The following is a 26,919-nucleotide window of genomic DNA, read 5'->3' on the forward strand; positions in this document are numbered from 1 at the left end:
CCCCAATTCGTCTGCGCCACGGACGGCCCCGCAGGAGTGTCCGGGTTCACGTGGAATAGAACGTTGGATGAAAAAGGGTCGCCTGGGTTCGTGTACCCTGAGGCGACCGGGAGGGGGAGTAAGGGTGAACCTCAAGAGAGTCCTGACGCTGGTTGTGATCGCCGCGCTCGTCGCTGGAGTCGCGCTCGGCGGTTGCGCCAAGCAGGAGCCGCCGAAGCCGGCAGCGCCGGAGAAGCCCGCACAGCCCGCGCAGCCGGCCCCGCCGCCGCCACCCGCGCCGAAGAAGCTCAAGGTTGGCCTCGTGTTCGATGTGGGCGGTCGCGGTGACAAGTCGTTCAACGACATGGCGTACGCCGGGCTCGACAAGGGCGCCAAGGACTTCGCCGACAAGATAGAGATCAAGTACCTCGAGCCCTCCGGCGGCGGCGAGAACAGGGAGCAGCTGCTGAGGCTTCTCGCCGAAGACAAGTACGACCTCATCTTCGGTGTCGGGTTCCTGTTCACCGACCACATCGCCAAGGTAGCCAAGGAATACCCCAACGTGAAATTCGGCCTGATCGACGGGTTCGTGCCCGACCTGAAGCCAGAGTCCAACGTGGCCTGCCTCCTCTTCAAGGAGCAGGAGGCGTCGTTCCTGGTTGGAGCGGCCGCGGCGCTCAAAACGAAGACCAGCAAGATAGGCTTCGTCGGCGGCATGAAGATCCCATTGATTGAGCGGTTCGAGATGGGGTACATGGCCGGCGCCAAGTACGTCAACAAGAAGATCGAAATCAAGGGCGCGTACATCGGGACGACGGGCGACGCGTTCAAGGATCCAGTCAAGGGCAAGGAGCTTGCGAACGCCCAGTTCAACTGGGGCGCCGACATCGTTTACCACGCGTCCGGCGCATCGGGCATCGGCGTAATCGAGGCTGCCGCCGCCAAGCAGAAGATGGCGATCGGCGTCGACGCCGACCAGACCCTCACCGCGAAACCCGAGCAGCAGAAGTTCATCCTTACGAGCATGCTGAAGAGGGTTGACGTGGCCGTGTATAATACCATACAGGCCCTCGTTGAGAAGAAATTCCAGGGCGGCTACACGGTGTTCGGCCTCGCCGAGGACGGCGTCGGATACGCGGTCAACGACGTCAACAGGGACATGCTCAAGGACATCCAGCCGAAGCTCGAGGAGATCAAGAAGAAGGTCGTTTCGGGCGAGATCAAGGTTCCGTTCGACAAGAAAACCTACGACGAGTTCGTAAGGAGTCTGAAATAACTCGCGTTGTGGAATGGGCCGGGGGCGGCGGTTATTCCGGCGCCCCCGAAGGGACCGGGCGGGGGTGGAGGTAGATCCACCTCCGATTTTGTCGTCCGAGGGGGAACTCCCGTGCTGGCCTTCAAGGGAATAACGAAGCGCTTTCCCGGGGTCGTGGCCAACTATCGTATCGACCTCGAAATCAACGCCGCCGAGATCCACGCGCTGATAGGGGAGAACGGCGCGGGGAAGAGCACGCTGATGAGGGTGCTCGTCGGCCTCTACCAGCCTGATGAGGGGCAGATCTACCTTCGCGGCAAGCCGGTGTCGATCCCGGGACCGCTCTCCGCGATCCGCCTCGGCATCGGCATGGTGCACCAGCATTTCATGCTCATCCCCAGGTTCACCGTCCTGGAAAACATCATCCTGGGCAACGAGCCGTCTGCCTGCGGCATAATCGATGCCGCGAGGGCGAGGAAGGCGGTCACCGCTCTGTGCGAGCTGTACGACTTCCCCATGCGCCTCGACACGCCCGTTTCCGAACTCTCCGTAGGTGGGCAGCAGCGGGTCGAGATCATGAAAGTGCTGTTCCGCGGGGCCGATGTGCTTGTTCTCGACGAACCCACCGCCGTACTCGCGCCGCAGGAAACGGAGGACCTATTCAGGAACCTCAAGAGTCTCCGCGACCAGGGCAAGACCGTTATATTCATAAGTCATAAGCTGGACGAGGTGCTATCGATCGCGGACAGGACAACCGTCCTCCGGCGGGGGCAGGTCGTCGGGACGGCGGAAGCGGCATCGGTGACGAAAGCGCAGCTCGCCGAGATGATGGTGGGCAGGCCTGTCGCGCTAACCGTAGTAAAGTCCCAGGTAGAACCCGGAGAAGAGGCACTGTCGGTGCATGGCCTTACGGTGGCGGGCGTAGGCCGCCGCGCCGTCGTCAAGGACGTCACGTTCGCCGTGCGCGAGGGTGAGATATACGGTGTGGCGGGCGTGGAGGGGAACGGCCAGGCGGAGCTGCTCGAGGCCCTCATCGGTCTGAGGCCGAGGGCGTCAGGCGCGGTAAGGCTCGCGGGGGCGGACGTGTCCGACCTTCCCGTGGGGGAACGCAGGTCGCGAGGCCTGTGCTTCATCCCCGAAGACAGGCACGCCACCGGGCTGATCCTCGGCATGACGATATGGGAGAACCAGATCCTCGGGCGGCAGCGCGACCGCTCGTTCGGCGGGGGTCTTCTGGACCGCAAGGCCATCATGGCCTACGCTTCCCAGTCCGTCTCGCTGTTTGACATAAAGGCCCCCGACCTATCGTCGCCCGTATCCACCCTGTCGGGCGGGAACCAGCAAAAGGTCATCCTGGCGCGTGAACTGTCGTACGACCCGAGGGTAATCATCGCCTCGCAACCGATGCGCGGCCTCGACATCGCCGCCACCGAATTCGTGCAAAAGAGGCTGCTCGAGGAGCGATCGAAGGGAAAGGCCGTCCTGCTGGTCTCGTCCGACCTCGACGAAGTGCTTGCGCTGAGTGACCGCGTCGGGGTCATGTATAACGGTGAGATCACCGTCGAGTTCAGGCCGGGCGATCTCTCCAAGGCGGAAATAGGCGAGTACATGCTGGGCTCGCGGAAGAAAAGGGGTGATGCCGCATGAGATCAGGCCGGCTAAGGGCTCTTGAGGGGATCTCGCCGGTCCTTGCCGTCTGCTTCGGCGTGATTGCCGGGTCTGTGCTCATTGCGGCCATGGGCAAGAACCCCGTCGCCGTGTACGGGACGATGTTCAGGTTCTGTCTTGGGAGGGCCGACAGCATCGGCGCCATCCTGTTCAAGACGACCCCTCTAGTTTTTTCGGGGCTCGCGGTCGCGGTCGGGCAGAAGGCCGGAATCCTCAACATCGGGATAGAGGGACAGTACTTCATAGGGAGCTTCCTGGCTGCGCTTGCGGGATTCGGGCTGAAGGGGTTGCCGGGGTTAATCCACCTCCCACTGGCCATTGCTGCGGGGATGACGGGGGGCCTGATGTGGGCTGCCGTCCCCGCGTACCTGAAGATCAGGCGGGGGGTTCACGAGGTCATCAGCACCATAATGATGAACTACATCGCCTTCTCGCTGGTGCACTATATGGTGGCTGACGTGTTCATGGACAAGGCGCAGATGCCGATACCGGGCCTCGGCAGTCCGCGCGTCAGGACGCCGCTGATGCCGGATTCGGCGATGATGCCGAAACTCCACGGATTCCTCGAAATGATCGGCATAAGTCTCCCCAAACACACGTACGTCAACTGGTTCCTGCCGCTTGGCCTGGCGCTGGTGGCCTTGATGTACTTCATCATATGGCGCACGTCCTTCGGGTACGAGGTGCGCGCGGTCGGCCAGAACGCCCGCGCCTCCGAAGCGGCGGGGATCAAGCCAGGGGCCGTCACGGTCAGGGTGTTCCTCCTCAGCGGGGCGATCGCCGGCCTGGTAGGACTGAGCGACCTCCTGTGCTACTTCGGATACCTCGATATCGACTTCCCCAAGGGGTACGGGTTCAACGGGGTGGCCGTGGCGCTCCTCGGGAGGGGCAGCCCCGTGGGGATCGTGCTGGCGTCACTCCTGTTCGCGTTCCTCGACAGGGGGGCGGAAGGGGTACAGACGTTCGCCGGGATACCGATGGAGACGATGGTGATTCTCCAGGGTGTGATGATATTGAGCATACTCGTGTTCGCCGAGATCTCCTCGCGTTACGTGAGGCAGGTTCAGCGCAGGGAGGCGGTGCGGGGATGATACTGTCGGAGATGCTTGCTTCGGCCCTGCGTATGGGCGTACCGGTGCTCCTCGCCGCGCTGGGGGCGATATTCTCCGAGAGGAGCGGCGTCGTTAACATCGGGCTCGAGGGCATGATGGTCGTGGGGTCGTTCTGGGGCGCGTTCGGTTCGTACGTGAGTGGCCCCGGGCCCGGCGTGCTGATGGCGGTCGCCGCCGGTGCCACGCTGGCGCTACTCCACGCGGTGGTCTGCGTCACGTTCCGCGTCAACCAGGTCGTGAGCGGAGTGGCGCTCAACATACTCGCTTACGGGGTCACGCGGTTCGCGTCGATCTCGCTGTTCAAGATGGCGACCACCTCTCCCCACGTCGACAGGTTCACTGCGATAGACGTACCCGTCCTCAGTGAGATGCCGCTGCTCGGCCCCATATTCGGCGGCTTGTCGCCGGTGGTCATCCTGGCCCTCGTACTGGTGCCGGTGACGAACTGGGTGATACAACGGACGGTGTTCGGACTTCGACTGAGGTCGGTCGGCGAGAACCCGCTCGGCGCCGATACGCTGGGGTTGAACGTGCCGCCGCTGCGTTTCGCGGGCGTGCTCCTGAGCGGCATGCTTGCGGGGCTTGCCGGCGCCTACCTGGCGATCGAGCACACGGGCATGTACGTCGAGGGCATGACCCAGGGCAAGGGCTTCATCGCCCTGGCTGCGACGATATTCGGGAACTGGTCTCCGGCCGGGGTGATGTGGGCGTCGCTGCTGTTCGGCTTCGCCGAGTCGCTCAGTTTCAGGGTGGTCGAGGGGTCGGTCGTGCCCTACCAGTTCATCAAGATGATACCCTACGTCCTGACGCTCGGGGTGCTGAGCGGGGTCGTGAGGAAGGTGACTCCCCCGGCTGCGAGTGGCGTGCCCTACGAGCGGGGGGGTTGAACGGCGGCGGCCGCCCGTGGCGCGGGCCCCGGCAGGCGTACGTAGTACGGCGGCGCACGCGCAGCGCGCGCCGGATGCGAATAAAAAGCTGCAATTTACAACAAAAAGTGGTTATGCTAGAATTGGAATCTAGTGGTGAACCACGCTCTAGGATTACCGAGGACTCCGGCGGTTTTCTTGGAGGGTGGGGATTTACGAACAGGAGGTGTAAAGGTGTCGCTGGATGCCGAGAGAAAGAAAGGGATCATCGAACAGTACAAGAGGCACGAGAAGGACACGGGCTCGCCTGAGGTGCAGGTTGCCATCCTCACCGAGAGGATCAACTACCTGACCGAGCACCTGAAGGAGCACAAGAAGGACCACCATTCAAGGCGCGGTCTCCTTAAGATGGTCGGACAGAGGCGGGCGCTACTCAACTACCTCAAAGATACAGATATCGAGAGGTATCGCGATATCCTCGGAAAGCTCGGGCTCAGGAGGTAACGGAGCGGGGTCTTCCCGCTCTATTCGTTTTTCCGGGCCCGGCGGAGGACGTTTTTTGTTATAGAAGCCAAGGAGGGATGATCTGTCGTGCAATCTGACGCGCGGGCGAACGGCCAGGGCAACAGCCTGGACGATAGTACGCTGTTCGAGGGATACCGTGTATTCGAAATGGACCTTGCGGGTCGCCCGCTGAAGATAGAAACGGGCAAAGTCGCGAAGCAGGCGGACGGCGCCTGCCTGGTGCGTTACGGGGACACAGTGGTGCTGGTGGCGGCCACGATGTCGTCACAACCCAGGGAGGGCATTGACTTCTTCCCCCTCACCGTGGACGTCGAGGAAAGGCTTTACGCGGTCGGGCGCATACCAGGCAGCTGGGGACGGCGCGAGGGACGGCCACCGGAGAAGGCCATACTCACGGCCAGGCTCACGGACAGGCCGCTCAGGCCGCTGTTCCCGGAGGGGCTCAGGAACGACGTCCAGATAGTAGTCACGATACTCTCCGTGGACCATGACAACTCGCCGGAGATAGCGGGGATGATAGGCGCTTCCGCGGCGCTGACCATGTCCGACGTCCCGTTCGGCGGGCCGGTCGGCGCGGTCGAGGTTGGGCTGGTCGACGGGCAAATCGTCATAAACCCGACGAGCGAGCAGTCTTCCAGGAGCAGCCTCACGCTCATCGTGGCGGGCACGCGCGACGCGGTGCTCATGGTTGAGGCCGGGGCGAAAGAGGTCCCGGAGGATACCATGATAGAGGCGATCATGGCCGGCCACGAGGTCATAAAGGCCATCGTGGAGTTCCAGGACCGCATGAGGGAGGCCGTCGGGAAACCGAAGCGGGACGTTCCCGTGTTCGACGTGGACGCCGATCTCGAGCGCCAGGTCCGCGAATACGTGACCGGTCCAATGCGCCAGGCCATCGTGACCTCGGACAAGACGCAGCGCGAGGCCGCCCTGGAGGCGCTCCAGGCGGACGCGAGGGCGCACTTCGCCGAGGTGTTCCCCGGGAAGGAAGGGGACGTGGATAAGGTCTGCCGGAAGGTGCTGAAGGAGGAAGTCCGCAAGGCCATAACCGAGCAGGGCATACGTCCGGACGGCAGGGGACTGGACGAGATCAGGGCCATTCGCTGCGAGGTCGGGCTCCTCCCCAGGACGCATGGGTCGGGGCTGTTTACCCGCGGGCAAACTCAGGTACTCAGCGTTACCACCCTCGGTGCGGTGTCTGACGTTCAAGAACTGGACACCACTTACGAGGAAGAGTTCAAGAAATACATCCACCATTACAATTTCCCGCCGTTCAGCGTTGGGGAGACCAGGCCGCTGCGTGGCCCGGGCAGGCGCGAGATAGGCCACGGCGCGCTGGCGGAACGCGCGCTGCTCGCGGTGCTGCCGGCCGAGACCGAGTTCCCGTACACGATCAGGGTGGTATCGGAGGTCCTCGAATCTAACGGGTCCACGTCGATGGCTTCGGTGTGCGGCAGCACGCTCAGCCTGATGGACGCGGGTGTCCCGATAAGGGCCCCGGTCGGGGGCATTGCCATGGGGCTCGTGAAGGAAGGGGATTCCTACGCGGTCCTTACGGACATCCAGGGCATCGAGGACGCGCTCGGCGACATGGACTTCAAGGTGGCGGGCACCGGCGATGGCGTGACCGCGCTCCAGATGGATATAAAGATAGCGGGCGTAAACCGGAGCGTACTGGAGATCGCGCTGGCCCGCGCGCGTGAGGCAAGGCTGAAGATACTCGACATCATGCACCAGGCGATCCCCGCGCCGAGGCCGGAACTGTCGCCTTACGCGCCGAGGATCCTGGTGATCGAGATCGACCCCGAGAAGATCCGCGACGTGATCGGCCCGGGCGGCAAGGTTATCAACAAGATCATCGCCGAGACCAACGCGAAGATCGACATCGAGCAGGATGGAAAGGTGTATATCGCCGCGGTCGACTCGGCCGGCGGTGAGAAGGCCGTCAAGATGATCGAGGCGCTCACGCGCGACGTCGAGGTCGGCAGGGAATACCTCGGCAAGGTCACGAGGATCACGAGCTTCGGGGCGTTCATCGAGATCCTCCCTGGCAAGGAAGGCCTGGTCCGCATCTCGGAGATTTCGGACGAGAGGATCAAGCGGGTCGAGGACGTCCTCAACGTCGGCGACGAGGTGCTGGTGAAGGTCACCGAGATCGACAGACTGGGCAGGATCAACCTGTCGAGGCGCGAGGCCTTGAGGCAGCACGGTGAGGGGCGCGACGACAACGGGGACGGCCGGCGAGACGATGCCAGGGACGCCAGGGACAGGCGTGACGACAGGCGCGGTGATCGACGGGATAGGCGCGAGCCCCGCCGGGACCGCGGGTGGAAGCCACAGGGCGGACCGCGAAACGGCCCCCAGGGCGGTGACAGGGCGGGCCGCGGGGAAAGGGGTTGAATCCGCTTGAGGATCGGCGCCCACCTTTCGATAGGGAGGGGGTTCGCCGGTGCGGCAAGGGAGGCCGGAGCCTTGGGTTGCGAGGCCATGCAGGTGTTCTCGCGGAGCCCCCGGGGCGGCAAGGCGAAACCCCTGGATGACAGGGACGTCACGGGGCTTAAGGCCGTGCTGGAAGAGGCTGGAATACGGCCTCTTGTTGTTCATGCGCCGTACTACTTGAACCTCGCTTCCGAGGACGAGAGCAACTATACTTATAGCGCTCAGGTGCTTGCCGGGGACGTCGTCCGTGCGGCCGCCCTGGGCGCGTCGTTTGTCGTGACTCACCCGGGGCACAGGCCGTCCGACGGGCCGCGGGGGCTGGAGCGCCTCGCCGCGGCAGTGAGGGCGGCGATCGAGGCGGAACCGGGTGGGGTCAGGCTGCTCATCGAGAACACCGCCGGCCAGGGACGCGAGATCGGAAGTGATCTGGCCGAGATAGCGCAGATACTGCATCTCATCGGGATGCCGGAGCGGACCGGCGTGTGTGTTGACACTTGCCACGCCTTCGCGGCGGGGCACGACTTGCGGGATGCGGCGGGAGTGGGGCGATTCCTCGGGGATCTGGACGGCGCGATCGGCTTCGGCCGGGTTTTTCTCATGCACTTGAACGACTCCGTGTATGACGTCGGCAGCAAGAAGGACCGCCACCAGCACATTGGGCGCGGCAAGATCGGGCTGGACGGATTCCGCGCGATATTGAACCACCCTCGCCTGCAAGGGCTTGCAGGGGTCATCGAGACCCCGGTGGACGATGAGGAATCGAACCGCGCCAACCTCGAGACCCTCAGACGCCTGAGGGAATGGCGGTGACTGGCGCGTGTTAGCCGGCGCCATCGTAGCGGTGGCGTTTGTCGTCGTCTCCGGGGGACTCGCGCTGCTCGGGTCGCCGGCGTCATCTCACACCGTTCCAGAGAGGCTGCTTTGGGGGGCAAGGCCCGGCGTGACGCTGGCCGGAATCACCCTGACAGGCAGGACGGCCGCAGAGATAACGGCCGTCGTTGAGTCAATGAGGCCGCTGTTTGCGTTACAGCCGGTGGACGCCACTGTCACGAGGCTGAGCGGCGAGGTCTTGCCCGAGCGCGACGGTGTCGCACTGGACGTTGAAGGGACCGTGGCGACCGCGATGTCGGCCTCGGAAGGTGACGCCGTACCCGTACGGGTCAGACCCGTGGCGCCGCGCGTTCGTGCTTCGGACATACGCGGGTTGAAACGGCCCGCCGGCGTCTTCTCGACCGTCGTGGCTGGTTCGCGTGAGCGGCGCGAGAACGTCCGCCTCGCCGCGCGGTACGTGAACAACACGGTGATAGCGCAGGGTGACACCTTCTCGTTCCTCGAGACGCTGGGACCGGTAACGTACGTGCGCGGATTTGTGGACGCTCCGGTGATCGTCGGGGAGGAGTTCGTGGACGGGCCAGGGGGCGGGATATGCCAGGTGTCCACCACTGTCTACAATTCAGCCCTGAAGGCGGGGTTGAACGTGGTCGAGCGGCACCGCCATTCGAAGCCGGTGGGATACGTGCCGGAAGGCATGGACGCGACTGTCGCCTCCTGGGGCCTCGACCTGAAGATCCGGAATGGATTCGAACACCCCGTCATGCTCCTGGTGGAGTCCGGCGGAGACCGTGTGACGGCGCGGTTCCTTTTCCCTTGAACCGGTGAACCGGTGAACCGGTGCGTTTGCCTCCGGCCGGCCGGCACGGCACTATACTACTGTACACTCCATGGAGGAACTCATGCACGAGAAGATCGTACTACCGGGCGGCCTCAGGCTGATAACCGAGAAAATGCCGCACGTCAGGTCCGTCTCCATCGGGGTGTGGCTCGGTTCGGGCTCGCGCCACGAAGGGGACGCGAATCACGGGATCTCTCACTTCCTCGAGCACATGCTGTTCAAAGGTACGGAGAGTCGCACCGCGAAACAGATCGCCGACTCCATCGAGGGGCGCGGCGGGCAGCTCAACGCGTTTACCACGAAGGAACACACGTGCATCCATGCAAAGGTCCTGGACGAGGACCTCAATCTCGCGATAGACGTCCTGTCGGACATGATCCTTCATTCACGCTTCGACCCCGCCGATGTCGAGAAGGAGAAGGGAGTCATCCTGGAGGAGATAGGCGCCTGCAGGGACGTGCCCGACGATTTCATCCACGACCTCGCGGCGAGGTCGGCGTGGCCGGAACACCCGCTGGGCCGCGATATCCTCGGGACGGCTGAGAGCGTACAGTCGTTTTCCCGCGAGATGGTAGTGGACGAGTTCCAGGAGCGGTACGTCAAGGAGAACGCCCTCATCGTAGCCGTGGGGAACCTGTCGCCGGCGCGCACCGCCGAAGCCGTGGAGAATGCGTTCGGCGCGATGCATCCCGGCCGCTTCGACTCTTGCGCCGATGCGCCGGAACTGGTTCCGGGCAGGCTGTTTGAGCGCCGCGGCACGGAGCAGGCGCACGTGTGCGCGGTGGGGCCCGGGACGGGCGCGTCCAGCGAAGATTTCTACGCGCTGCACGTCCTGTGCAGTATTCTCGGAGGAACGTCCGGTTCCAGGCTGTTCCAGAAGATCAGGGAGGAACGTGGTCTCGCGTACAGCGTGTACTCGTACCAGTCGACTTTCGCCGACTGCGGCCTCCTGACAGTGTACGTGGGAACATCACCTCGACACGCGCTTGAGGCGCTGGACGCCGTGTTCAGCGAGTTCGACGACATACGGGGGAACGGCGTGACCGAAACCGAGATGGAGTCTGCCAGAGCCCAGGCCAGGGGTTCCCTCCTGCTCAGCCTGGAGAGCAGTTCGGCGAGGATGGTCCGCCTTGGGAAGTCGGAGATGATGGTCGGGCGGCCGGTTACGCCGGAACAAGTACTGGAGAGGATCGAGGCTGTCTCTATTGACCAGGTCAGAAGGGTCGCCGCGCGCGCGCTCGATCCGGCGCGGGCGGCGCTTGCTTCTATAGGGCCTTCAGCGGTCCTCCCGCGCTGGGAGAGAGCGGCGGGGACGTAAGAGAGGGGAGAGTCTCCGTGATGGATAAACTCGACGACATTTTTCGACTTCAGGAAATGTTTGACACCAGCCTCGCATCCCGTCGCGACCTGTCGTATTCAACGGAGGAGTGGGTCCAGAAGGAAACGCTGGCAATCCTGGCCGAGCTGGGTGAACTCCTCGACGAGGTCAACTTCAAGTGGTGGAAGAACCCCCACCCCGTCGACCGCGAGCGTGTGACCGAGGAACTCGTGGACATACTGCACTTCTATGTCAGTATGTGTCTCAAGGTGGGTCTGTCCGCGGAGAGTCTCCACTCGGCGTACGTCAAGAAGAACCGCGAGAACTTCCTCAGGCAGGAAGGGCAGTCGGGGAAGGATGGATATAAGGCGCCGTAGCGCGCGGGCTCGCAGGTTGTCGTTTGGTGCCGATTGAAAACTGTGGCTCCCCCGCCTCCCGGGGTCGTATAATCGGAACATGGGATATTGAGGGACTCGGAGGTGTGTTAAGTCGAAATCTACGTGCGGGGAACGGCAAGGAGTAGTCGACCGGCTCCGGGCCCTGAGAGAGGAGCTGGCGGCATGCCTCGCAGGAAATGACGGGGCTGTCGACACAAGCCGTGTAATGCGGATCGTAAGGCTTATTGATAATATGGTGTCCGATCTCGCGGGGAAGGTTTGGACGATCCCCGAATGAGGAAACCCCGCCACCCCGGGAGCGCGATGCGGCGGGATCCTTGATGTTGCAGTTGGAGTCCTTGGCCGTTAGCGTGGGCAAGGGCGTTTGTTTTTTGTGGACCGTGGCGGGCGACGTCGCTGACGCGCCCAGGCATGAACCGGCAGGCCCGGCATATATGGTGGTGATCGGCTAGATCGGAGGAGGTCCACATGCCGGGGACTGTTTACGTTTTGGCCGTGGCTTGCGCGGCGGCCCTGTCCCTTCGCGCCAGGACCGCCCAAATACAGCGGGCGTACGAGGCTGGCGTGGAGAAAGGTATAGAACCCAGGCCGTCCCATCTTTCGAAGGCGGTTGAGGAGACGCTCGCCACTGCGGCCGGGATCTACATCGCGCTGTCGGCCCTCACGTCGTTCCTGAAGGTATCCATTCCGCCAGTGGCCATACTGGGTGGGCTGTCGGTAGACCCGGTGCCGGCGCTGGCCATCGTGCTGGCCCTCGCGCAGCCGCTGTTCGGGCGCTGGTAACTGGTAATAGGTACTTGACAGCCGGGAATCCGGGTGTAGAATAACCAGAAAACAGGGAATGCGGTTCCCGTGATTCTTGCAACAAGGGTGAGCAGGCTCGATTTCGACTACCGCAGTGCGCTGCCGGTGGTCGTTTCTGTCTCGGGGCATCGTGCGGGGGGAGCGAATATACTGGCAACGGGCCCCGGCGCCATCGCGTCAAGAATGGGGAATTCCGGAGGGAAACGCGCATGATGCTGGATGGGAAGAATCTGGGCTTCTGCGTTACCGGTTCCTTTCACAATATCCCGAGGGTCCTGCCACAAATCGAGAGGCTCCGGAACGAGGGGGCCTCGGTCACACCGGTGCTGTCGACTCAGGTGGCCAGCCTGGATACGAGATTCTACCGCGCCGCCGAGCTCCAGATAGCCATCGAGGCGTTGACGGGCGTGAAGCCATTGACCACCCTGACCGAGGTGGAGCCGCTCGGCCCGAAGAAGGCGTTCGACGCGGTGGTTGTCGCGCCCTGTACCGGGAACACCCTGGCGAAGATCGCGAACGGCATCACGGACGGCCCGGTGGTGATGGCGGTCAAATCACACCTCAGGAACGGCCGGCCTGTCGTCCTGAGTGTCAGCTCCAACGACCTCCTCGGGATCAACGCGCGAAATCTGGGCGTGCTATTGGCCACGAAGAACGTGTATTTCGTCCCGTTCGGTCAGGACAACCCATTCGAGAAACCGTCGTCGCTGGACTCCGACCCCTCGCTGATACTGGATTCCGTGGTCGCCGCCTTGCAAGGACGCCAGATACAGCCTATTCTTATACCAAGGCACAACAAGTAGTCCTGGGAGGGGATCCGGTTTGGCAGGATACAGGGTTGCAGTGGTCGGAGCGACGGGTGCGGTCGGCAAGACGATCTTGAAGGTGCTTGCCGAGCGGAAGTTCCCCGTGAGGAGCCTCAACCTGTTCGCCACGAGCCGCTCGGCGGGAACCACGATCGAGTTCAACGGGACTCCTGTGGAGGTCCGTGAGATAGCCCTGGGGGAGATCAAGGGGGCGGACTTCGCCTTTTTCTGCGCGGCGAGTCAGGCCAGCAAGGAATTGGCCCCCGCCCTCGCAGCGGCTGGGACGATCGTGATCGACAAGTCCAGCGTGTTCAGGATGGACCCCGCGGTGCCCCTGGTCGTGCCCGAGGTCAACCCGGGGCGGATCAGGTCGCACAGGGGGATAATAGCCAGCCCGAACTGCTCGACGATACAGCTCGTCGTCGCCATCAAGCCGGTTTACGACATGTCGCGGATCACGCGGCTGATCGTGTCGAGTTACCAGTCGGTCTCCGGTACCGGTCACGACGCCGTCGACGAACTGGCTGTGCAGACTAGAGTGGTGCTCGATGGCGGCAGGGCGGAACCCAGGGTCTACCCGAGGCAGATCGCGTTTAACGCGCTGCCGCACATCGACGCGTTCGAGGAATCGGGGTATACCGGCGAGGAGATGAAACTCGTACGCGAGACCCGCAAGATCCTCGAGGACGACCAGATGAGGATCACCGCCACGACCGTCCGTGTCCCAGTGTTCTACGGCCATTCCGAGGCTGTGACGCTTGAGACGTCCAGGCCGCTGGGGGTGCCCGACGTCATCGAACGCTTCTCCCGTGCTCCAGGGGTCGTCGTTTCGGCGGACCCCGCGGACTACCACACGGCCGTGGAGTGCGCCGGCAGGGATGAGGTGTTCGTCTCCAGGATCCGGAAAGACATCGCGTTCGACAACGGCATCAGTATGTGGGTCGTCTCGGACAACCTGAGGAAGGGCGCCGCAACGAACGCGGTGCAGATCGCCGAGATGATAACCGGGGCCTGAATTCCGCGCCCGACAGGTACCGGGCGCCGCCCTCCGGCGCCGTTGGCGGGGCGCGACGGTGGGGGATAAGTAATGGGCTCCAGAATGGTGATCGTGCAGAAATTCGGGGGCACGTCGGTTGCGACCGCCGAGGCCCGCGAGGTGGTCGCGGAGAGGGTTGTGGGGGCCGTGAAGGAAGGCTACCTGCCTGTCGTCGTGGTATCGGCGATGGGGCGGGGGGGCGACCCGTACGCCACCGACACCCTTATTGAACTGGCGAGGAATGTTCACCGCGACACCGCCCCTCGGGAGATGGACCTGCTGATATCGTGCGGGGAGATAATCTCCTCGGTAATCGTCGCGAATACGCTCAAGAAGCGCGACCTGGATGCCATGGTCCTCACGGGTGGCCAGGCCGGCATCATTACTGACGGTAATTTCAACAACGCGATCATACTCAGGGTTCAGCCCGACCACCTCCTGCGGCACATTGACGAGGGCAGGATTGTGGTGGTGTGCGGGTTCCAGGGTGTAACGGAGAACGGCGACGTCACCACCCTCGGCCGCGGTGGGAGCGACACCACGGCGGCGGCGCTGGGGGCGGCGGTTGAGGCGGCCGTCGTGGACATCTACACGGACGTGGACGGGATTAAGACAGCCGACCCGAAGATGGTCCCGGAAGCGAGGACGATAGAGCGCATGACCTACGAGGAAGTCGCGCAAATCGCGGTGCAGGGGGCGAAAGTGATTCACCCGCGCGCCGTGGAGATATGCCGGCGCGCAAGCATACCCCTGAGGATCAGGTCGACGTTTAGCGAATCCCCGGGTACGCTGGTGGCAGGAGCGGTGGAGCCGGGGCGAAAGTGGCCGGAGATCGCTGCGGCGAGGCCGGTGACGGCGATCGCCCACCTGTGCCCCGTCGCACAGTTCAAGGTGCCTGCCACTACCGGTGAAGACGGCGCCGGCGCGGGGGGCCGGAGGCTCTTCCGTGCTCTGGCGGAGGCCGGCATCAGCGTCGACATGATCACGGTGACGCCGGAGATGAACTGCTTCATCGTGCCGGAGGCCGTGGCCGAAAGGGCGTCCGCGGTCGTTTCGTCGATCGGACTCGAGCCCGGCTTAAAGCGGGGCTGCGGCAAGGTTTCGGTGGTGGGCCACGGGATGACTGGCAGGCCGGGTGTTATGGCGGACGTGTCTGACGCGCTTGCCGGCGCCGGCATTCCGATACTGCAGACGTGCGATTCCAACACGACGATCTCCTGCCTCATACCAGCCGCCGGCATCGCCGCGGCGATGAGATCGCTTCACGAGAAGTTCTCGCTCGGAGGGAATAACAGATGTTTGGCAGGCTCCTGACCGCGATGGTTACACCGTTCAACAGTGACCTTGAGGTGGACTTCAGGCGCGCGGAAGAGCTGGCGGACCGGCTCGTGGCCGCGGGCTCGGACGGCCTGGTCGTGGGTGGGACCACCGGTGAATCGCCCACCCTGAGTACGCAGGAGAAGGTGGAATTGGCCCGGGTGGTGGCTCGCGCGGTGGGCGACAGGGCTGTGGTGCTGGCAGGCACGGGCTCCAACTCGACCGCGGCGAGTATCGAGTTGACGAGGAAGGCCGAGGCTACGGGGGTCCACGGCGTGATGCTCGTGGCGCCCTACTACAACAAGCCGTCCCAGGAGGGTTTGTACAGGCATTTCAGGGCCATCGCGGAGACGACCGGCCTCCCTGTCATGCTGTACAACGTGCCTGGCCGGACGTCCGTCAACATGCTGCCGGCAACGGTGCTCAGACTTGCTGAGGTAAAGAACATCGTGGCGCTCAAGGAGGCTTCCGGCAGCCTGGACCAGGCCGCGGAGGTAATCTCCAGGGCGCCCGAGTCGTTCGCCGTATACAGCGGGGACGACTCACTCACGCTCCCCATGATGTCGGTCGGGGGTAGGGGTGTGGTAAGCGTCGCGTCGCACGTGGTAGGGACGGAGCTCGAGAATATGATAGAGGCGTACTGTCGCGGCGAGGTATCCACGGCCCGAGACATCCACCTCAAGATGTTTCCCCTCTTCAAAGCGCTGTTCATTACGACCAACCCCGTCCCGGTAAAGGCCGCGCTGCGGATGACTGGGTTCGACTGCGGCGGTGTGAGGCAGCCGCTCTGGCAGATGGAACCCAAAGAAGAAGACGCATTGAGGTCTTGCATTAAGGCGCTCGGCTTGATCCCGTGACGGGCTCGATATGCGCGCTTGTCCCCGGGTGGCCGATTCAGTATAATTTGGAGGGGATCCGGAAGATGTAATACCGTGAGGTGTAGGGATGAAACGCAGCACGCACGCGGTAAGCGTTGTTGCACTCGGCGGCTTCGGCGAAATCGGCAAGAACATGATGGCGGTCAGGTACCGAGACGAGATCGTAGTAATCGACGCCGGCCTTGCATTTCCCGAGGAGGAAATGCTGGGCGTCGACATCGTGATACCGGATATCACGTACCTCCTCGAGAACAGGAAGATGGTGAAGGGCATAGTCCTGACGCACGGTCATGAGGACCACGTCGGGGCTCTGCCCTACGTCCTCAAGCAGCTCAACGTCCCCGTCTACGGCACGAAGCTCACCCTCGGCCTCGTCAGGCGGAAGCTCAAGGAGCACAACATCGACGATCCCGACCTGAGGGAGGTCCGGCCGCGACAGCGGATCGACGTAGGACGGCTGGACATCGAGTTCTTCCGCGTCAACCATAGCATCGCGGACTGTGTTGGCGTGGCGATCCACACCCCGGCCGGCACTGTCGTCCACAGCGGCGACTTCAAGTTCGACCAGACACCTGTGGATGGCGAGGTAGCCGACTTCCACAAGTTGGCGGAACTCGGGGACGGCGGGGTGCTGGCGCTCCTCTCGGACAGCACGAACGCCGACCGCCCCGGGTACACGCCCTCGGAGCGCGTGGTGGGCAAGAACCTTCGCGACATCTTTGCCTCAAACGATTCGCGCGTGTTGGTGGCGAGCTTCGCCAGTCACGTGCTGAGGATCCAGCAGGTGATCACCGCGGCCGCGGAGTTCGGCCGGAAGGTCGCCGTGGTGGGCCGGAGCATGGAGAACGTCGTGGAAGTCGCGCTGGAATTGGGATACATACACGCTCCTGAGAATGTCCTGGTTGACGTCGAGGAGGCGGTCAGGATGCCGCCGTCCAAGGTGGCCATGCTGACGACGGGCAGCCAGGGTGAGCCGATGTCCGCGCTGGCCAGGATCGCGACGGCGGAGCACAAGAAGATCGACATTATCCCGGGGGACATCGTGATAATCGCGGCGTCGCCGGTACCGGGCAACGAGACCACTGTCATGAGGACGATCGACAACCTGTTCAGGCGCGGCGCGAGAGTGGTCTACGAGGCCTCGTCCGGAGTACACGTGTCCGGTCACGCCAGCCAGGAGGAGCTGAAACTCATGCTTAACCTGGTAAGGCCGAAATACTTCGTTCCCATCCACGGCGAGTACCGGCACCTCATGCACCACGCCGAACTCGCCGAGCACGTCGGCATTCCGAGGGCGAACATTCTCGTCGGGGAAAACGGGACTGTGTTCGAGTTCTTATCGGACCGCGCGAAATTCGGCGACATGGTGGCGCACGGTAACGTCATGGTCGACGGGCTCAGTGTGGGCGATGTCGGCAGCGTGGTGCTGCGCGACCGCAAGCAGCTCGCCGAGGACGGGATACTCATCGTCGTAGTCGTCGTCGACAGTGAAACGAAGGAGCTACTGTCGGGACCAGACATCGTCACGCGCGGCTTCGTGTACGTGCGCGAATCCGAGCCGCTTATGGAGGATGCGCGCGGGCTGGTGAGGCAGAGGGTTGAGGAATGCGTGGCATCAGGAGTCCGTGAGTGGCCGGCCATCAAGTCTGCTGTCAAGGAGTCGCTCTCGGCGTTCTTCCACGAACGACTCGGGCGGCGACCGCTGATACTGCCGGTGATAATGGAGGTCTGAGCCAGGCCCCTGCGAACATGTGTGCCTGGCGCCCCCGAGTGGTGCCAGGCCGGTTTCATTTTGAAAAGCCTCGCTGAAGCGCAACTTGCAGAGCGCACTGTCCCTCTTAAGTCATTCCTCGTCAACATCGACGAGAGGATCGCCCGCATTCAACCGCTGCATATTACACCTGCGTTTCCTCGAATACTAGCCATCGTATGCGGGCTTTTCGAGGGGGAGCGGCATTTGGCTGGCACACGAGGGGATTTCCCTCCGGATACGAGACGGGAAAACGCCGGCAACACCGAGCCGAAGCGCGTCCAACATGAGGACGCCGCGGCGAACATCCAGGACCTGGGCGTCACCGACGTGCCCAGGATGAAGAGCGATATCCACTGCCTCACCATCGTGGGGCAGGTAGAGGGTCACATCATCCTGCCCCCGCAGAACAAGACGACGAAGTACGAGCACATCATCCCCCAGCTGGTGGCGGTGGAACAGAACCCCGATATCAAGGGCCTGCTGGTGATGCTCAACACCGTCGGAGGCGACGTCGAAGCGGGACTGGCGATAGCGGAGCTGCTGGCGAGTCTGTCTAAACCCACTGTGTCACTGGTGCTGGGAGGAGGGCACAGCATCGGCGTGCCTATCGCGGTCAGCACGGATTACTCGCTGATCGCCGAGACGGCCACGATGACGATCCACCCGATAAGGCTGACCGGCCTCGTGATAGGCGTCCCGCAGACCTACGAGTACCTTGACAAGATGCAGGACAGGGTGGTCAAGTTCGTCGTCGGCAACTCGCGCATAACCGTGGAGAAGTACCGCGAGCTCATGTTCAGGACCGGGGAACTCGCCCGCGACATTGGGACGGTGCTCGTGGGGCGGGACGCGGTGAACGCGGGGCTCATCGACGAAGTGGGCGGGCTATCGCGCGCGGTGCAGAAGATGAGGGAACTGGTGGACCAGCGTGAGGAGGCGGGACTCCGGCATTGATACTGTATACCGTGATGCCCATTGAGGAAATCATGCAGCAGGAAGAGCGCCGGCGTTCGTTCGAGATACGGGTGCGCGGGCGCACGGTCCTGATCGAGCCGGTGTCGCCCACAGAAGGGCGGGTCGTGCGCGTCATATCGACCGACCCCCAGGATTTCCTCGATTCAAGCCTGCAGCCTGGTAGCATGGTCAATCTCTGGGGCGGGTTCAACTCCTGAACTGCCCGGTACATTCGCCATGGCGGCGTGAGAACGCCGCCTTTTCGCTTTTTCCAGAGAGTAAACGGCTCCGGTAATAAGCGGCGGCCTCCAGCATTAGGATTGAGTGCGCGGCGGCCCGTGCCGTGAACGATACACCGTCGCGTGGTGGTACGCTTGCCTGTCTCACCCGTGGCGGTAGTCGCACGCCTTGTGGCCGGGCTGCTGCTGTTCAGAGCAGGGGTCGGCTGGCTCGGGGCATTATTCCGGGGCGTAGCGGGCACGAGCGCCGCCCGCGCGGCGAGGATTGTGGGGAATAACCGGTTCGCAGCGGTAACGCTAGGGGCGCTGGCTACCGCGTGCATGCTATCGTCGGGGGCCGTGACGGCGATGGTCGTGCAGGTGACGGGCGCCGGCCTCATCAGCCTCGAAACGGGCATATGCCTGGTACTAGGCGCGAACGTCGGGACTACGCTGACCGCCCACCTCGTCGCGTTCGACATTCACCGGCATTCTCCAGGAATAATTGCCGCGGGCATCGCGCTGGGGTTTGTCGCGCGCTGGCACCCCCGCCGGTGGCGGCGGCGTGCGCGGTTCCTGGGCGGGTCTCTCGCTGCCGTGGGGCTGGTGCTTTCCGGGATGGCGGTCGTGAGCGACGCCGTCGCACCCGTGGTCGCGTCCCCGACCGTGATGGAGTGGGTTTCCACGGCGGCGGGGCGCCCGGTGCTGGGGGTAATTGTGGGCGCCCTCGCGACGGCTGTGGCCATGTCCTCGGGCCTCACGACCGGCCTGGTGGTCGCGATGTGCGCGAGGGGAAGCATGGGCCTCGACGGCGCCATACCCCTTGTGCTGGGGGCCAACATCGGGACCTGCGCCACAGCCGTGCTGGCTGCCTGCGGGTCGGGGCCTGCCGCGAGGCGGGTCGCGGCGGCACACCTCGCGTTCAACGTGCTGTCGGCCGCCGTGTGCCTGTTCTGCCTCGGCCCGTTCACGGCGCTGGTAGCGCTGACCGGGAGCACGGCGGCGGCCCGTGCTGCGAACGCGCACAGCCTGTTTAACCTCATTGGACTCGCCCTCGCGCTTCCCGCCGTTGGACCGGTAACGCGCCTGCTGGAGGCGAGGGTACGGTGAGGCTGGTGGCCTGCGTCAGGCGGGCCGGCAGCCGGCGCGTGACGGCCGCCCCGGGTGAAGGTCAAGCGCCTTGCCCCGTCGAAAATGGAGGCGCGGCCGTCGTGGGTTCCTGCGACGGCGACTACCGTGGTGGGGGGCCTGCCGGTGCCGGCGACGTGGGCGCTAATTCTCGGGATAATTCAAGGTCTGACTGAGTTTCTACCGGTGTCGAGTTCGGGGCACCTCGTGATAGCGCAGGGGCTGTTCGGGGTCAAGCCCCCCGGCATTGCCGTCGAGGTTGCAGCGCACGCCGGGACGCTGGGCGCGATTCTGGCGGTATACGGGCGGGACGCGGTCAGGATCGCGGCGGGCTTCCTGGAAGGGATAACGGGAGGGGCAGCGCGTCGAGGGCGTGAATTCAGGCTGGCTCTCCTGATAGTGCTGGCCTCAGTTCCGGCCGCGGCGGCCGGCCTGCTCTGGAAGGATGCGTTCGAGGGGGCTTTCGAGAGCACGATCGTGGCCGGTTTTGGGCTGGTAGCCACCGGAATCATACTACTTCTTGCGTCGGGTACGCGCATGGTAGGCCTGGGTAACCCGCATCCGGGCGACATGAGCGCCGGCAGGGCGCTGTTCGTCGGGGTCGCGCAGGCGGTTGCGATTGTGCCGGGCATATCGAGATCCGGGTTCACCATATCGGCGGGGGTCGCCGCCGGTCTCGGCAGGGAAGACGCCGCGATGTTCTCGTTCCTGCTGGCCATTCCCGCGGTGGCGGGGGCCACGCTGCTCGGACTGCGCGACATCGCAAGCGGCGGACTACCCGCCGGCGTGTCCGCTGGGTCGCTGGTGATCGTCGCGTTGTCGGCCATGGTGTCCGGGATTGCGGCGCTCCGGTTCTTCATAGGGACGCTCAAGCGTGGCGGCCTGCGGCCGTTCGCTTTCTACTGCTTCGCGGCGGGGGCTGCTGCGCTGCTAACGACGTTGATTGGTGGCAGATAGTGGCAGCAGGGCAGGAGTCCGGCCCTGACCGTCGAACCTCCGCACAGAGGTGGCTGTATTGTCGGGGTTCCTCCAGAGGTTGAATACCGACCTCAAATACGAAGCCGCGGGCCTGGGATTGCTCGCCCTGGCGGCGCTGCTGGTGATGTCGTTCCTCGGCGAGGCGACCGGGGTGGTGGCCGACGCGTTGACCAGGGTGTGTAGGGTGCTCGTTGGGGACCTTGCGCCTGCGGTTCCGGCTCCCATCGCGGCTCTCGGCATTTTTTTCATGATCAGGCGAAACCTCCCCGCGTTCACTTCCAGGATCGCCGGAGTCGTCCTGCTCGGCCTCGACTCGGCGCTCATCCTGCACGCGGGTATACCCGCCGGCACCGAGTTCGCGAACGGCACGAGGGGATTCGGCGGCGGTGTGACAGGCGCTTTCCTGGCCCTGCTCTTGCGCAGGGGGTTCGGGCAATCGGGACTGTATGTGGCCGCTGCGCTTTCCGCGATTGTGGGCGTCGGGCTGGTTGCTGACGCGGCCCCCGGCCGTATCGCGGGATGGGTCATCGCGAAGGTCATGCGCTGCGTCGAATCGGTGAAGCATTCCGCGGAGCAGTTCCTTTACGAGGATGCCGAAGAAGGCGATGCAGCCGTGGAAGACTCCGAACCCCGCGGTCGTGCGTCGCGAAGGTCCGGCGAACGACGGGGAGCGCCACCCACGGCGCTTCCAGAGGCCGAGCCTACACATCCCGTGGAGGAAGCACTCCCCGAATCGGTGGATCAGGCGGCAGGTCCGGTCTCCCAGCAGGGACGCGGAATGGTGGTTCCTTTCAGGAAGGCGAAGCGCCAGGCGGGTATTGAAGAGGCCGCCGCGGCGCGCGCCGGGGGCGGAGCTGGCGATGAAGCGCTTCCGCCTCCGCAGGAACAGCTTACGCTGGACGTGTCACAGCCTTACGAGATTCCGCCGCTATCCCTCCTCGAAAGGCCACATGCGAGGCCGAGGCTGGGCCGCGGCGACCGCGACGGCGACGACAAGGCGCGGATCCTGGAGGAAACCCTGGCGAGTTTCGGGGTACAGGCAAAGGTGGTCGAGATAAACCGTGGGCCCGCCATTACCCGGTTCGAACTGCAGCCGGGACTCGGGGTGAAAGTCGCCAGCATAACCAGCCTGGCCAACGACATAGCGCTGAACCTTGCGACGCAGGACGTCAGGATAGAGGCGCCGATCCCCGGTAAGTCGGCGATCGGGATAGAGGTCCCGAACAGGGAGGTGTCCCTGGTGCATCTCAGGGACATCCTCGACTCGAGGGAATTTAAGGAAGCCCCCTCCAGGCTAACAGTCGCCCTGGGCAAGGACATAACGGGCAAGGCCCTGGTCTCGAGCCTGGAGAAGATGCTTCACCTGCTGATCGCGGGCGCGACCGGTTCGGGCAAGAGTGTCTGCATAAACTCGATAATCACCAGCCTGCTCTACAAGGCGAAGCCGAGCGAGGTTAAGATGCTGCTCATCGACCCAAAGATGGTCGAGTTGAGCGTTTACGACGGTATACCGCACCTGATTTCGCCTGTGGTCACCGACCCCAAGAAAGCGGCGGGCGCGCTCAGGTGGGTCGTGAAGGAGATGGAACGGCGGTACCAGCAGTTCGTGTCGGCCGGCGTGAGGGACATCCTGAGGTTCAACCAGGCTGCGGCGGGGCAAGGGCTCTTGCCCCTGCCGTACGTGGTGGTGGTAATCGACGAACTGGCTGACCTCATGATGGTGGCGCCGGTGGACGTCGAGGACGCGATATTCAGGCTGGCGCAGATGGCGAGGGCATCGGGGATCCACCTCGTCGTGGCGACGCAGAGACCCTCTGTGGACGTCATCACGGGGACTATCAAGGCGAACATACCGTCGCGGATCGCGTTTACCGTCTCCAGCGCCGTTGACTCCAGGACTATTCTGGATGCGGCGGGCGCCGAAAAACTCGTGGGCAGGGGGGACATGCTGTTCTTCCCCGTCGGGGCCACCAAGCCCGTCCGCGCCCAGGGCGCATACATCAGCGAAAAGGAACTCGAGCGCGTGGTCTCGTTCGTGGTCGAGCAGGGTAGGCCCGAATTCCAGGTCGCGCTTCCCGAATCGGAGGGGGAGACCGCCAGGCGGCAGGAGGGGGCGGATGAACTGTTCCCGCAGGCAGTGAGGATAGTGGTGGAAGCGGGCCAGGCGTCCGTATCCCTCCTGCAGCGGAAGCTCCCGATAGGCTACGCGCGGGCTGCGCGCCTGATCGACGCAATGGAGGAGCGGGGTTTCGTCGGGCCTTATGAGGGGTCCAAACCCCGTGACGTGCTGCTCTCCTTCCAGGAGTACGAGCGGCTCTTCCGCGACGGGCAGGGTGGCGGTCAGTAGCAGCCGGCTGTGCTTTACAGTCAAATTATTCCGAGCGCCCGCATGGTGGCCGGGCCGGCAACTCCGTCGGTCACCAATCCGGCGCCGGCCTGGAAGCGCCTGACGGCGTAGTCCGTGGCGGGACCGAATACACCATCAGCCGGGCCCAACAGGTAGCCGAGCAGGATGAGCCGGCTCTGGATCTCGTACACGAGCGGACCGGTCGAGCCGAGTCTCAGGCCGCTCGACGATTCCCCGTAAGAGCCAACGATGTCCACGGGGGTGCCGATCGGGACGAGCTCGAATATGTGCTCGACGTCGCTGTTGTACATCCTTATACACCCGTTTGAGATCTGTTTGCTTATTGACCAGGGGGCGTTGGTCCCGTGGATGCCGTAGTTCCCCCACGGGACGTTCAGACCCATCCAGCGCGTGCCCAGGACTTCCCACGAAGGGTTCACGGTCTTCACCGCGATCTGCCATGACCCGATGGGGGAGGGCGTGGCCGGCTTTCCGACTGCGCACGGATACGTCGAATACGGGCGACCGCTAAGGTCGAGTGCGAGCGTCCTGTCGCTGACATTGACGGTGATTCGGGCCTGACCAGGGTACTGCAGAAGGTATCTCGGCACGAAGGCCATTACTACCCCTCCTCTGCCACATTGTATGAAGGCAGGTTGCGAGGTGAGTGGGGTGTAGACGAGTTGATTTCTTGTGGGAGACACAGCAGAACCGCACGTATCGCGCTGCTGACCCTGTTGTGCTGCGCTGTGACCGCTCCGGCTGCCTCGGCCACGGAGGCTCCGGGCGGATGGCATCAGTACGGCGGGAGCGCGGCGAGGACCCACGAAGCCGCAGGGGCGTACGGCCTGGCGCTGTACAGGAAATGGTGCGCCAACCTGCCTGCCGGGGTCTACTCCATTCCCGCCACCGGCGCCGGAGCGATATTCGTAGGCTGCGACGACGGCGCCCTGTACTCGCTTGACGCCTCTTCCGGGGCGCAGCGATGGTCGTTCAAGCCTGAGAGCGGCGCCAAGTTCCGCTCGGCCCCGGCATACCAGGGCGGGTTCGTCGTAGCCGCGTCCGCGGACGGGACGGTCTACTGTGTGGATGCCTCCTCGGGCATCGAAAAGTGGCGATTCCCTGCGGGATTGTCGGTTACTTCGCCCCTCGCCGTCTCGGGTGACTCGGCGCTGGTCGCCTCCGGGGATGGGCGCGTTTTGCGGATTCGCATGGCCGACGGGCAGCCGGTGTGGCAATACGCCATGCAGGGTGAATTCATGTCATCGGCCCCGTGCGCCGGGGGAGGGGCCGTGTTCGTCACGACCCTCGGCACCAGGGCCGAGGGTGGCTGGGTGTGCGCGATCGATGAGAACACCGGCGCCCTGCGGTGGAGGACGCAGATTCCCGGCTGGCTGGGCAACACTGTGACGTTCAGCGATGGCAAGGTGATCGTCGCCAGCACGGGGTTCAAGACAGGCGGCGTCTACTGTCTCGACGCCGCCGGCGGCTCGCTACTCTGGGGTCCGCTGTGCGGGGACAACAACTACTGGAGCCCGCCGGCCGTATCGGGCGGGAAGGTGTTCGCGGGGAACACGGGCTGGCTATACTGCGCGGACCTCTCCACGGGAGCGGTGCTGTGGAGGTGGCAGGCCCCATCCGTCACGAGGAAAGCGGGCAGGCGCGCGCAGCAGTACGAGGCGCTCGTCAGGACCCCCATCGTTTCGGGGTCCAGGGTGTACGTGAACACCTGCTTTGAGGTCCCCGGCCCGAATGACGTCTTCGCCGTCTCGGCCCTGACGGGAGCGACGCTCTGGCGTAATGAAATCCCGGCGAGGCCCGGATCCGGACTGTGCGCGGGTGATGATTCGATAGTATTGGGTGGCGCCGGCGGCGAGGTGCTTGCTCTCTCTCCGGTGAGCGTATTCTTGAACGGGGTTCGGGTCGCCATGGATGATTCGCCTCCGTTGATCCTGGAAAGCAGGACCCGGCTCCCTTGCCGGGCGCTGTTTGAGGCCGTGGGGTTCAGGGTAAGATGGAACGGGACGACCCGCACTGTGACCTGTGACGACGGTCAGCGGTCAGTCGTGATGGTAGCCGGATCCCGCAGTGCGACGGTGAACGGCGGGGAATTGCAGCTGGAGGCCCCGCTGACCGTTATGGGAGGAAGGGCCATGGCGCCGGTCCGCGCCGTTGTGGAGGCGCTGGGCGGGTCGGTTGCCTGGGATCCCGTAAAATACGCTGTCGTCGTGCGGCTCGACCGGGCCGTACAGTCGACCGGGGTGGGGTTGCAGTGAGTGTAAATCTGGAGGCTCTCCGGCAGCAGGCGGTCGATGCCGTCGACTCGTTCTCTGATGAGCTCGTGGGGCTGGCGAAGAGGATTCACGCCAACCCCGAGACCGCCTTCTGCGAACGCCGGGCGTCCGGGTTGCTGATCGATTTCCTCGAGGGCAAGGGATTCAGAGTCGAGCGGGGCGTCGCCGGGCTCGAAACGGCGTTCAAGGCCTCGTTCGGCCGGGGGTCGCCGTGCGTCGCGGTGCTCTGCGAATACGACGCGCTGCCGAAGGTGGGACACGCTTGCGGGCACAACATCATAGCCGCCGCAGGCGCGGGAGCCGGCGCGGCGGTTAAAGACGCGCTAAACGGCCTCAAAGGCAGTATCGTCGTCATCGGGACGCCAGCCGAGGAATCGGGCGGCGGCAAGATAACGATGCTCGAGAAGGGCGTGTTCAGGGGGGTCGACGCCGCGATGATGGTGCACCCCGCCACCAGGACGATGGCGTTCCGGCCGTCGCTGGCGGCTGTCTCGGTGTTCCTGGCGTTCAAGGGCAGGGCGGCGCACGCCGCGGGCGCGCCACACGAGGGGATCAACGCGCTCGAGGCAATGATACTCACTTTCACGGGGATCAACGCGCTCAGGCAACACCTCAAGGAAGGCGTCAAGATCCACGGCATCATCACGCGCGGCGGTGACGCGGCTAACATTGTGCCCGACCATACTGAAGCCGAGATCCTGGTCAGGGCCAGGACTCGCGAAGGGCTCAACGAGGTGGTGGAGAAGGTCCGCAGGTGCGCCCAGGGCGCGGGCCTCATGACCGGGGCCACGCCGTCAGTCGAGCTCGGGCTGATGTACGCCGAGAGGAAGGATAACCCCCCAATGTCGAAGAGGGTCAGCGAGTACTTGAGGCAGATGGGCATGGAGCTGTCCGAATCGGATGTCCGTGACGGAGCGGGTTCCTCCGACATGGGGAACGTCAGCCAGGAGATACCCGCAATACACCCGTACGTGGCGATTGCGCCCAGGAATGTGCAGCAACATACGGAGGAATTCGCAAGGGCCGCCACCTCGCCAGAGGCGATGAAGGCCATTCTGGTCGCGGCCAAGGCGATGGCGATGACGTGCGTGGACCTTCTGGGAGACGGATCTTTCCTGGACAGCGTAAAGCAGGAGTTCAGGAGCAAGTAGTCTTCGAGGCGGCAGGAGGGGAA

24 protein-coding genes are annotated in these 26,919 nt (G+C 64.1%); 23 read left to right on the forward strand and 1 reads right to left on the reverse strand.

Annotated elements, in window-relative coordinates:
- The first annotated feature begins 124 nt into the window (after positions 1 to 124).
- The 21 genes from HPY55_11665 to HPY55_11765 all read left to right on the forward strand — a co-directional run bounded on the left by HPY55_11665 (position 125) and on the right by HPY55_11765 (position 23,451).
- Complete coding sequence (locus tag HPY55_11665) at positions 125 to 1,255, forward strand: BMP family ABC transporter substrate-binding protein (protein NPV71281.1); 1,131 nt, start codon at positions 125 to 127, stop codon at positions 1,253 to 1,255.
- Between the two features lie 111 nt (positions 1,256 to 1,366).
- Entirely contained in the window at positions 1,367 to 2,881 is a 1,515-nt protein-coding gene (locus HPY55_11670) for an ABC transporter ATP-binding protein (GenBank protein NPV71282.1), read from the forward strand.
- Positions 2,878 to 3,993, forward strand: a complete 1,116-nt coding sequence (locus HPY55_11675; protein NPV71283.1) for an ABC transporter permease — start codon at positions 2,878 to 2,880, stop codon at positions 3,991 to 3,993. Before HPY55_11670 ends, HPY55_11675 begins: the two co-directional genes overlap by 4 nt.
- Positions 3,990 to 4,901 carry an ABC transporter permease gene (locus tag HPY55_11680; GenBank protein NPV71284.1) on the forward strand — a complete coding sequence of 304 codons (912 nt, stop codon included), beginning with the start codon at positions 3,990 to 3,992 and terminating at the stop codon, positions 4,899 to 4,901. Before HPY55_11675 ends, HPY55_11680 begins: the two co-directional genes overlap by 4 nt.
- Positions 4,902 to 5,120: 219 nt before the next feature.
- Positions 5,121 to 5,384 (forward strand): 30S ribosomal protein S15, encoded by a 264-nt coding sequence (gene rpsO / locus HPY55_11685; GenBank protein ID NPV71285.1) that lies wholly within the window; start codon positions 5,121 to 5,123, stop codon positions 5,382 to 5,384.
- Between the two features lie 168 nt (positions 5,385 to 5,552).
- A complete protein-coding gene (locus HPY55_11690; GenBank protein NPV71286.1) occupies positions 5,553 to 7,805 on the forward strand; it encodes a polyribonucleotide nucleotidyltransferase in 2,253 nt (750 codons plus the stop codon).
- Between the two features lie 6 nt (positions 7,806 to 7,811).
- Entirely contained in the window at positions 7,812 to 8,654 is an 843-nt protein-coding gene (locus HPY55_11695; GenBank protein NPV71287.1) for a deoxyribonuclease IV, read from the forward strand.
- Positions 8,655 to 8,661: 7 nt separating this feature from the next.
- The gene (locus HPY55_11700; protein NPV71288.1) at positions 8,662 to 9,495 is read left to right on the forward strand and encodes a VanW family protein; all 834 of its coding nucleotides are present in this window, start codon (positions 8,662 to 8,664) and stop codon (positions 9,493 to 9,495) included.
- A gap of 82 nt (positions 9,496 to 9,577) precedes the next feature.
- A complete protein-coding gene (locus HPY55_11705; protein ID NPV71289.1) occupies positions 9,578 to 10,834 on the forward strand; it encodes an insulinase family protein in 1,257 nt (418 codons plus the stop codon).
- A gap of 20 nt (positions 10,835 to 10,854) precedes the next feature.
- Positions 10,855 to 11,211 carry a dUTPase gene (locus HPY55_11710; GenBank protein NPV71290.1) on the forward strand — a complete coding sequence of 119 codons (357 nt, stop codon included), beginning with the start codon at positions 10,855 to 10,857 and terminating at the stop codon, positions 11,209 to 11,211.
- Between the two features lie 489 nt (positions 11,212 to 11,700).
- Positions 11,701 to 12,015, forward strand: a complete 315-nt coding sequence (locus HPY55_11715) for a hypothetical protein (protein ID NPV71291.1) — start codon at positions 11,701 to 11,703, stop codon at positions 12,013 to 12,015.
- Positions 12,016 to 12,245: 230 nt separating this feature from the next.
- On the forward strand, positions 12,246 to 12,839 hold the full coding sequence (locus HPY55_11720) for a dipicolinate synthase subunit B (protein NPV71292.1): 594 nt from the start codon (positions 12,246 to 12,248) through the stop codon (positions 12,837 to 12,839).
- A gap of 19 nt (positions 12,840 to 12,858) precedes the next feature.
- Entirely contained in the window at positions 12,859 to 13,857 is a 999-nt protein-coding gene (locus tag HPY55_11725; GenBank protein ID NPV71293.1) for an aspartate-semialdehyde dehydrogenase, read from the forward strand.
- A gap of 84 nt (positions 13,858 to 13,941) precedes the next feature.
- Complete coding sequence (dapG, locus tag HPY55_11730; protein ID NPV71294.1) at positions 13,942 to 15,192, forward strand: aspartate kinase; 1,251 nt, start codon at positions 13,942 to 13,944, stop codon at positions 15,190 to 15,192.
- Positions 15,174 to 16,052, forward strand: a complete 879-nt coding sequence (gene dapA / locus HPY55_11735) for a 4-hydroxy-tetrahydrodipicolinate synthase (GenBank protein ID NPV71295.1) — start codon at positions 15,174 to 15,176, stop codon at positions 16,050 to 16,052. The genes dapG and dapA overlap by 19 nt, the downstream gene beginning before the upstream one ends.
- 88 nt (positions 16,053 to 16,140) lie before the next feature.
- Positions 16,141 to 17,805: a ribonuclease J gene (locus HPY55_11740; GenBank protein ID NPV71296.1), complete on the forward strand. Its 1,665-nt coding sequence runs from the start codon at positions 16,141 to 16,143 to the stop codon at positions 17,803 to 17,805.
- A gap of 357 nt (positions 17,806 to 18,162) precedes the next feature.
- On the forward strand, positions 18,163 to 18,780 hold the full coding sequence (locus tag HPY55_11745) for a translocation-enhancing protein TepA (protein NPV71297.1): 618 nt from the start codon (positions 18,163 to 18,165) through the stop codon (positions 18,778 to 18,780).
- Complete coding sequence (locus tag HPY55_11750; protein ID NPV71298.1) at positions 18,777 to 18,998, forward strand: hypothetical protein; 222 nt, start codon at positions 18,777 to 18,779, stop codon at positions 18,996 to 18,998. The genes HPY55_11745 and HPY55_11750 overlap by 4 nt, the downstream gene beginning before the upstream one ends.
- Before the next feature lie 156 nt (positions 18,999 to 19,154).
- Entirely contained in the window at positions 19,155 to 20,108 is a 954-nt protein-coding gene (locus HPY55_11755) for a Na/Pi cotransporter family protein (GenBank protein NPV71299.1), read from the forward strand.
- A gap of 54 nt (positions 20,109 to 20,162) precedes the next feature.
- Positions 20,163 to 21,083 carry an undecaprenyl-diphosphate phosphatase gene (locus HPY55_11760; GenBank protein ID NPV71300.1) on the forward strand — a complete coding sequence of 307 codons (921 nt, stop codon included), beginning with the start codon at positions 20,163 to 20,165 and terminating at the stop codon, positions 21,081 to 21,083.
- Positions 21,084 to 21,228: 145 nt separating this feature from the next.
- Positions 21,229 to 23,451, forward strand: a complete 2,223-nt coding sequence (locus HPY55_11765) for a DNA translocase FtsK (protein NPV71301.1) — start codon at positions 21,229 to 21,231, stop codon at positions 23,449 to 23,451.
- 20 nt (positions 23,452 to 23,471) lie between these two features.
- Here the strand turns inward: HPY55_11765 and HPY55_11770 are convergent, their stop codons facing one another.
- On the reverse strand, positions 23,472 to 24,071 hold the full coding sequence (locus tag HPY55_11770; protein ID NPV71302.1) for a L,D-transpeptidase family protein: 600 nt from the start codon (positions 24,069 to 24,071) through the stop codon (positions 23,472 to 23,474).
- A 36-nt stretch (positions 24,072 to 24,107) separates the two neighbouring features.
- On the opposite strand from HPY55_11770, the gene HPY55_11775 reads away from it, so the two are divergent.
- Complete coding sequence (locus HPY55_11775) at positions 24,108 to 25,727, forward strand: PQQ-binding-like beta-propeller repeat protein (protein NPV71303.1); 1,620 nt, start codon at positions 24,108 to 24,110, stop codon at positions 25,725 to 25,727.
- Complete coding sequence (locus tag HPY55_11780; GenBank protein ID NPV71304.1) at positions 25,724 to 26,896, forward strand: M20 family metallopeptidase; 1,173 nt, start codon at positions 25,724 to 25,726, stop codon at positions 26,894 to 26,896. The genes HPY55_11775 and HPY55_11780 overlap by 4 nt, the downstream gene beginning before the upstream one ends.
- The last annotated feature ends 23 nt before the right edge of the window (positions 26,897 to 26,919 follow it).

Source organism: Bacillota bacterium, assembly GCA_013178305.1.
Classification (GTDB): domain Bacteria; phylum Bacillota; class Sulfobacillia; order JABLXB01; family JABLXB01; genus JABLXB01.